Consider the following 7,701-nt stretch of genomic DNA (forward strand, 5'->3'; position numbering starts at 1 on the left):
AAGTGGGTACACCCCGAACCGAACTTTAATTAGCAAGATTTTCAAAGATCTCTCGTGCTTACAGCGTATAGCTGCTTAGCACATTATTGAATTATTAACGAACTATTGTTTATATATGATAAATTAATAAATTTTTTATACCTTTGCATAAAAACCCCACACGCCCTTTCATGGCGTGCGGAACACACTTCATATTTACCCGGATGCAAAAGTACGATTATTTTTTCAAACCAACAAATATTCTGATGTTTATTTGCCGAAATCGCTGATATTGAACCAATTTGAAACTAAGAAGTAGCGGTTTGCGTCTCCGGCCAGTTGACCAGATACAACTTCTCGGTGGCACGGGTGAAGGCGGTGTAGAGCCAGTGGATATAATCGGGCGTGAGCATGTCGTCCGTCATGTAACCCTGATCCACATAAACATGCGCCCACTGTCCGCCCTGCGCCTTATGGCAGGTCACGGCATAGGCAAACTTCACCTGCAGGGCATTGAAGAACTGGTCCTGGCGAATCGCCTTCATCCGATCCGCCTTGAGCGGAATATCCTGATAATCTTCTTCTATCTGACGGAAGAGCTGCTCCTGCTGCTCATGGGTCAAGGCTGGCGCCTCGCTCGTCAAAGTATCCAGCAGCACCGTTGCCTCCAGCTCGTAATTGTCATAATCGGGGAACTGCAGCAGAAGCGTGGCGAAACGGAAACCGTAAAGGTCGATGCGGCGACGAACCCGCAAGACCTTGGCACGGTCGCCATTCGCAAGAAAAGCAGGAAGTTCTTTACTTTGAACTTCGTTACTTAGAACTTTAAACTTGGAACTTGGAACTTTATGATTACTTTGAACTTCGTTACTTTGAACATGGAACTTTGAACTTGGAACTTTATGATTAGCTAAACCATTGAATTGACTTTCCCTTCGGCCGCCGAACGCTGTTTCTTCACTCTTCACTCTTCGTTCTTCACTTACTTTCTTCCTCTCCTCTTCCATCCAGTAATAATTGTTTTTCACAATCATGAGGATGTCGCCCTGCGAAAGTTCCTCATCCCTGTCAAGCACCATATTGCGAATGCCCTGGTTGAAGATGTTGGCACGCTTGTTACTGCGAGTCACGACGATGGTGTCGTCCAGACCCACATGATGATAACTGTCGGCAAGCGCCTCTATGAGTTCGGCTCCAGGCATCTGCTGGATGGCGGAGAATCCGGAGAAATGGATTTTCGGAAGCTGCGTAATGTCATCGTGCGTAATCATCTGACGAATCATCGTGGCATTATACAGAATGCCCGACTGTTCACTCTGGCGGAGCACCTCGTTCAAGTCGCATTCATAAACCGACAAGCCGTAACCTTCGAGCATGGCAGCATGAAGGGCAGGCGATTCCTCCTCGCCGATAGGTGGCAACTGCGCCTTGTCGCCTATCAGCATCAGGCGGTCGTTATGACCCTGATAAACGAAATGAACCAGATCATCCAGCAGACAGCCACTTCCGAAAGTAGTTCCACCCAGTCCCAGATTGGAAATCATCGAAGCCTCATCCACCATGAAGAGCGTATCCGTATAGAGATTGTCGTTGAGATTGAACTGGCCGTCAACGCCCGAAAATGCTTTCTCGCGATAGATGCGGCGATGGATGGTGAAGGCAGGCGAACCGCTGCTCAGGGAGAAGACCTTGGCAGCCCTGCCCGTAGGAGCCAGGAGCATCACCTTCTGACCGATGGCCTTCATCGTGCGGACGATGGCACCCGAAAGCGAAGTCTTACCCGTACCCGCACTACCCCGCAATATCATCACAGCATGAGGATTGCTATCGGTCATGAAGCGGGCGAAGACATCCAGCGCATTCGCCTGTTCGGGAGTTGGCGGAAAGCCAAACTGCTCCAATATCTTATATTTTAGTTCATCTACAATCATGAATGTATAATTTATAATTAATATTTAATAATTTCAACACCAAATATTTTGTGTTGTCTCGGTTTTGCTGTATCTTTGCAGAAGCAAATGCAAATGCAAAAGTAATAATACTTTTTGAAATGAGAATGAAATTAAGGAAAATAAACAATAATGCGGTCCTGGGAGCATGCGTCATCGTCATGATGACCCTCTGCGTACTCAGCATCTGCCAGCCCCTCATCTTCCAGAAACGGATGAAGAGCAGAGAGGCAGAGGTGAAAGCCAGGCTGATGATCATCCGGGAAGCGGAAGAGAAGTACAAGGACAAGCATGGGGTGTATACGGGCGACTTCAATACCCTCGTCAAGGGCAAGTATCTGAAGGCTGCCGATTCCTTCATCCCCTACTCCGACGGCAAGAAATTCTCGCTCGCCGCTACCACGATTGTCAGTAAGAGCGGCAAGCAGATTCCGCTCATGGAATGCGGAGCCGCCTATGAAGATTTCCTCGACGGGCTGGACGAAAACGCCATTCAGGAAATCACCGAGCAGGCCAACTATGCCGGAGAATATCCGGGACTGAAGATTGGCGACATAACAACAGATAATAACAACGCAGGCAACTGGTAAAACAACAAGATGATCATGCAGCTAACAGGCAATAAAACACTTCAGGCACGCCTCACGATAAGAGTGAGCAAGAATACACTCAGCTTTTCGGTAGTTGACCGCGAAGCTGAGCATCAGGTCATTTACGAGCCTTATACCGTGAAGAGCGGTGTTTCCATGGCAGCCAACTTGCGTCAGGCTTTCAAGGAAAGCGAACTCCTGCAACGTGGTTACCAGAAGGTGCGAGTCTACATCGACTCTCCAATCCTGCTGGTTCCGATAGAGGAATTTCATGAAGAAGACCTTGACGTGCTCTATCAGCACGCCTTTGACGGTCATCATTCCGACGCCATTCTCTACCGTGTTCAGCCGGCTCTCAACGTAGTGGCTGTGTTCCCTATCAACAAGGATTTCAAGATGGTGGTGGAGGATAATTTCCGGGATGTGCGCTTCACTCCTATCATGCAGCCGATGTGGCACTATCTGCATCAGCGCAGTTTCACGGGCATTCACCGCAAGCTCTATGCCTATTTCCACGACAAGAAGCTGGACCTCTTCTGTTTCGACAAGAACCGCTTCAAGTTCTTCAATTCGTTCAATGCGGCTCATGCCAAGGATGCGCTCTATTTCATCCTCTACGTATGGAAGCAGCTGGGATTGGACCAGATGCAGGACGAGCTACACGTTTCGGGCGAAGTTCCTGACAAGGACTGGTTCCTTTATAACAGTAAGCTTTACATCAGGAAGACTTTCCTCCTGAATCCTGCCGCCGAATTCAACCGTGCCCCCATCACGGAAATCAAGGGAATGCCTTTCGACTTGCTGGCACTGTACTTGAGTAAGTGAAGAGTAAAGAACGAAAAGTGAAGAAACAGCGTTCGGCGGACGAAGGGAAAGCCAATTCAACAGCATAGCTAATCATAAAGTTCAAAGCTCAAAGTTCAAAGTAATAAGTTCAAAGTAAAAATATGAGAATCATAACAGGACAATATAAGGGTCGCCATTTCGACATTCCACGTTCGTTCAAGGCGCGCCCTACAACAGATTTTGCAAAGGAGAATATCTTTAATGTTTTGCAGGGTTACATCGATTTTGAGGATGCAACCGCCCTCGACCTCTTTGCCGGTACGGGCAGCATCTCGCTGGAACTCGTTTCCCGAGGTTGCCAGCGCGTCATCAGCGTAGAGGCAGACCGCGACCACGCCAACTTCATCCGCGAGTGTTTCAGGAAGCTGGGCGAAGACAAGGATCTTCTGATTCGTGGCGATGTGTTCCGCTTCCTGAAGACCTGCAAGCAGAAGTTTGATTTCATCTTTGCCGATCCGCCATACGCGCTGGAGAAACTCCCGGAGATTCCAGACCTCGTACTGAATGGCGACCTGCTGAACGAAGATGGAATCTTCGTTTTCGAACATGGCAAGAATTATGATTTTTCCGAGCATCCCCGATTCGTGGAGCACAGAAGCTATGGAAGCGTCAATTTCTCGATATTCAGATAAAAGCAAATTTTAGACGCGGATTACAAGGATTACACGGATTTTGTATGAGATTATAAATTCGGGATATTGAATTTAGCTCATAACTCCGTGTAATCCGTGTAATCCGTGCCTAAATAAATCCATTCTTAAATAAAAATTCATTCTTAAATAAAAATCCATTCTTAAATAAAAATCCGTGCCTAATCACAGCAGCGGCGAAAGCAATCTGACGATGCTTTCGAACAATCGCTTCATGAACGGGCGCTTCACGAAATAGGAAACATCATCCACCAGGATGCTCTGCGATTCATCCTTCAGATAAATCGCCTTGATGCGCTGCGCCATTTCCTCATCATAGAAAAAGGCATTCGCCTCGAAATTATTCTCGAAACTGCGGAAGTCGATATTCGTACTTCCCACCGTGCAGAGATTATCATCACTCACCAGCAGCTTGCTGTGGTTGAAACCACCCATATAGAGATAAACCTTCACTCCAGCCTCTATCGCTTCCATCACATACGAACGCGAAGCCCATTCCACCAGCTTCGCATCTGCCTTGCGGGGAATCATCAACCTGATGTCCACTCCCGCCAATGCCGCCGTTCTCATCGCAAACAATACCGGTTCAGTTGGCAGGAAATAAGGAGTCTCCATATACACATACTTCTGCGCCTGAAGCAGGATGCGCACATAGCCCTGCATGATGTCGGGCCATGGAGCAATAGGACTGCTCGTCACAACCTGGACCAGACAGCTGTTGTTGATATGAATATCCACCGGAGGATAATAGACGCGGTTGGTAATCAGCGTGCGGTCCACGAAATACCAGTCGATGAGGAACGCACGCTGCAGCGCATAGACACCGCCACCCTGGATGCGAAGATGCGTATCTCGCCATGGTTGCTTTCCCGTTCCCTTCACATATCTCTTGGCAATGTTCATGCCCCCGATGAATCCCACCTTGCCGTCAATCACGCACAGCTTGCGGTGGTTGCGATAATTCACCTTGCTGGTAAAAGCCGGGAAGCGCACGGGCATGAAGGCGTGCACGTCAATGCCCGTATCTCTCATCCTTTCGAAGAAGGCGTCCTTCACCTTCCAGCAGCCCACGTCGTCATAAATCACTCTTATTTCCACTCCCTGCTCCGCCTTGTCTATCAGCGCATCAGCCACCAGATAGCCCAGTGCATCGTCCTCGAAGATGTAAGTATCCAGGTGGATGTGATGCTGAGCCTTACCTATATTATATAATAAGGAACAGATGAATTCATAACCATCGGTAAAGATGTCCACCCTGTTGTCCTTGAACGGGAACGCCCAGTTCTGGTTGGTGAAGAGATTCATCAGCGGCTTGTTGTTGGCAGGCAGGTGCAGGTTCTCCTGCTCTACGAATTCCAGCATCGAGCGCTTGGTCAGCTGGTCCATGCTCCGGTCGCTGATGTGACGCTCCTTCCGGGTGTTCTGTCCGAAGAAGATATAGAAGATGATTCCCACGAACGGCATGAAGGCGAGCACGAGAATCCAAGCCATCGTCTTCGCCGGCTGTCGGTTGTCGAGCAAGACGCGGATGATCGCCGGAATCATGATTGCGACATAGAGCAACAGATAAATCCAATGGAAATAAACCATATCCTTATTCTAATTAAATACTGAGTTCGTCTGACTTGCCACAAGTGCATTCATCTGCTTGAGTTTCACAAACTCCTGCAGCAGCTCGCGGTTGGTCGGGTTCTTGGCAAACTCCTGCTGCACTTCGATGATGCGCTGGGCGATGTAATGCGTGCGGAAGCTGAGCAGGTCCTTGAACACATACTGGCGCAGCTTCTCCGGACTCAGTTTCAGCTGCAGACTGGCCGTGGCAATCTCCTGTTCGCCCAAAGGCATTCCGGCAATGCGACTGATTTCCGGATTGGAATGGGTAGTGAAATAGGTCTCTGCCACGAATCCCTCCTCATCGAGATGATCCAGAGCCTCCTGCAGAATCTGATTATACAAGTCCTTGTGAAACTTGAATCCGTCGCCGCCCATATCCAGGCTGATGTATTGAGCCACGGGCAGCTGCACCTCATTTTCGTCCACATCCTTCACCGTGATGATCTTGTCGCCATAATGGATAATCAGCTTCACCAGCAGGTCTTCCACCTCTAGCAGCTTGTCCAGCGGCGAGGTTCCCCTTATCCCCTGCTGCAGTCCCGGCTGGGGTGTTCCGGCCACCGGTTCTCTGAGTCCGGCAGCTCTGCGCTCAGCCTTCACCTGCTCGCTCATTCCGTTGCGCACGAAGTTGTTCAGGGCGTTGACGATGATAGCCTCGTTCACGCCCAGGCGATGGGCACAGTCGGTGATGTAGGCTGCACGGGTAATCTGATTCTTGATTTTCGAGATGCTCTCTACAATGGAATTGATTGCCTGGCTGCGCTTCACGGGGTCAGTGACACCCCTGAGCGAAATGTCGGTCTTGAACTGGATGAAGTCTACCTGATGGTCTTCAATATATTTTCTGAAGTCTTCTGCCGTATGGTTGCGGGCAAAGCTATCCGGGTCGTCGCCTTCGGGCAGGAGGAGCACCTTCACGTTCATCTCCTCTTCCAGCAGCATGTCGGTTCCTCGCAGCGCCGCATGCACGCCCGCAGCATCGCCGTCGTAGAGCAATACGATGTTGCTGGTGAATCGGTGGAGCAGTCTTATCTGATGGATGCTCAGGGCTGTTCCCGAGTTTGCCACCACGTTCTCAATGCCGCACTGGTGCATGGAGATGACGTCCGTATAGCCCTCCACCATGTAGACGCAGTCTTCCTTGGCGATGGCTTTCTTTGCCTGATACAGTCCGTAGAGCTCCCGTTCCTTATGGTAGATTTCGCTGTCGGGCGAATTGACGTATTTCTGGTTCACGCCCTTGGTCCGGGAGTCCAGCACGCGTCCTCCGAATGCCACGATCTTGCCACTCACACTCGTCCACGGGAAGATGGCACGGCCGGAGAATCGGTCCAGGTACTGGTCCTGTCCACTCCTGTTGCCAGCCTCGTCCTTGTCCACCTTGAAGCAGAGTCCGGTGGCGGTGAGATATTTCGGATTGTATCCCTTCTTCACCGCCTCGTCGAAGAGTGCCGTGCGCTGTGGCAGGGCGAATCCCAGCTGGAACTTCCGGATGATGTCGTCACGGAATCCACGGCTGCGGAAATACTGCATTCCGATGGCCCTTCCGTCCACGTCGTTCTGCAGAATGTCCTGGAAATACTTCGCAGCCCAATCGTTCACGATATACATGGATTCGCGTTCGCTCTCTCTCTGCTTCTCCTCGCTGGTCATCTCGCGTTCCTGAATCTCGATGTTGTATTTCTTGGCGAGCCAGCGGAGCGCATCGGGATAGGTCATCTGCTCCAGCTCCATCAGGAAGTTGATGGCGTTTCCACCCTTGCCGCAGGTAAAGCAGTGGCAGATGCCTCGGGTTGGCGAAACGGAGAACGACGGATGGGAATCGTTATGGAAAGGACACAAGCCGATATAGTTGATGCCGCGCTTTTTCAGCGTCACGAATTCAGACACCACCTCTTCTATCTTGGTGGAGTCCATAATACGGGCTATGGTCGGTTTGTCTATCATATTTTTCTATCTTATTGAGCCCACTTTAAAAAGGGGCATATTTTGAATCCAGCATGACCAGTGTGGTCATTCTGAGTGAAACATAGCAATCGGCTCCGCTGGTGAATATCTGTCGAGAAATCGCTT

General features: G+C 50.0%; 6 protein-coding genes. 3 read left to right on the plus strand and 3 right to left on the minus strand.

What is annotated here, in order from left to right:
- Positions 1 to 287: 287 nt before the first annotated feature.
- On the minus strand, positions 288 to 1,910 hold the full coding sequence (locus tag ACTQ53_RS16755) for an ATP-dependent DNA helicase (protein WP_441934377.1): 1,623 nt from the start codon (positions 1,908 to 1,910) through the stop codon (positions 288 to 290).
- 125 nt (positions 1,911 to 2,035) lie between these two features.
- On the opposite strand from ACTQ53_RS16755, the gene ACTQ53_RS16760 reads away from it, so the two are divergent.
- From ACTQ53_RS16760 to rsmD, 3 genes are all read left to right on the plus strand, one after another.
- Positions 2,036 to 2,518, plus strand: coding sequence for a hypothetical protein (locus ACTQ53_RS16760; protein WP_295346642.1), 483 nt, complete (start codon positions 2,036 to 2,038; stop codon positions 2,516 to 2,518).
- A gap of 9 nt (positions 2,519 to 2,527) precedes the next feature.
- Positions 2,528 to 3,343, plus strand: a complete 816-nt coding sequence (locus tag ACTQ53_RS16765; protein ID WP_441934379.1) for a DUF3822 family protein — start codon at positions 2,528 to 2,530, stop codon at positions 3,341 to 3,343.
- Between the two features lie 122 nt (positions 3,344 to 3,465).
- Positions 3,466 to 3,996: a 16S rRNA (guanine(966)-N(2))-methyltransferase RsmD gene (gene rsmD / locus ACTQ53_RS16770; RefSeq protein ID WP_441934381.1), complete on the plus strand. Its 531-nt coding sequence runs from the start codon at positions 3,466 to 3,468 to the stop codon at positions 3,994 to 3,996.
- A gap of 183 nt (positions 3,997 to 4,179) precedes the next feature.
- On the opposite strand, the gene cls is transcribed toward rsmD, so the two are convergent.
- Positions 4,180 to 5,604, minus strand: a complete 1,425-nt coding sequence (gene cls, locus ACTQ53_RS16775; RefSeq protein ID WP_441934383.1) for a cardiolipin synthase — start codon at positions 5,602 to 5,604, stop codon at positions 4,180 to 4,182.
- A gap of 9 nt (positions 5,605 to 5,613) precedes the next feature.
- Complete coding sequence (gene dnaG, locus ACTQ53_RS16780) at positions 5,614 to 7,575, minus strand: DNA primase (RefSeq protein ID WP_441934385.1); 1,962 nt, start codon at positions 7,573 to 7,575, stop codon at positions 5,614 to 5,616.
- Between the last annotated feature and the right edge of the window lie 126 nt (positions 7,576 to 7,701).

The organism is Prevotella sp. Sow4_E9_plate (assembly GCF_052116205.1).
Taxonomy (GTDB): Bacteria; Bacteroidota; Bacteroidia; order Bacteroidales; family Bacteroidaceae; genus Prevotella.

What these genes read in the sequence shown, in the direction of transcription:
- ACTQ53_RS16755 (WP_441934377.1), bottom strand. Translation starts at nt 1,910, where the DNA reads ATGATTGTAGATGAACTAAAATATAAGATATTGGAGCAGTTTGGCTTT.
- cls (WP_441934383.1), bottom strand. Translation starts at nt 5,604, where the DNA reads ATGGTTTATTTCCATTGGATTTATCTGTTGCTCTATGTCGCAATCATG.
- rsmD (WP_441934381.1), top strand. Translation starts at nt 3,466, where the DNA reads ATGAGAATCATAACAGGACAATATAAGGGTCGCCATTTCGACATTCCA.
- ACTQ53_RS16760 (WP_295346642.1), top strand. Translation starts at nt 2,036, where the DNA reads ATGAAATTAAGGAAAATAAACAATAATGCGGTCCTGGGAGCATGCGTC.
- ACTQ53_RS16765 (WP_441934379.1), top strand. Translation starts at nt 2,528, where the DNA reads ATGATCATGCAGCTAACAGGCAATAAAACACTTCAGGCACGCCTCACG.
- dnaG (WP_441934385.1), bottom strand. Translation starts at nt 7,575, where the DNA reads ATGATAGACAAACCGACCATAGCCCGTATTATGGACTCCACCAAGATA.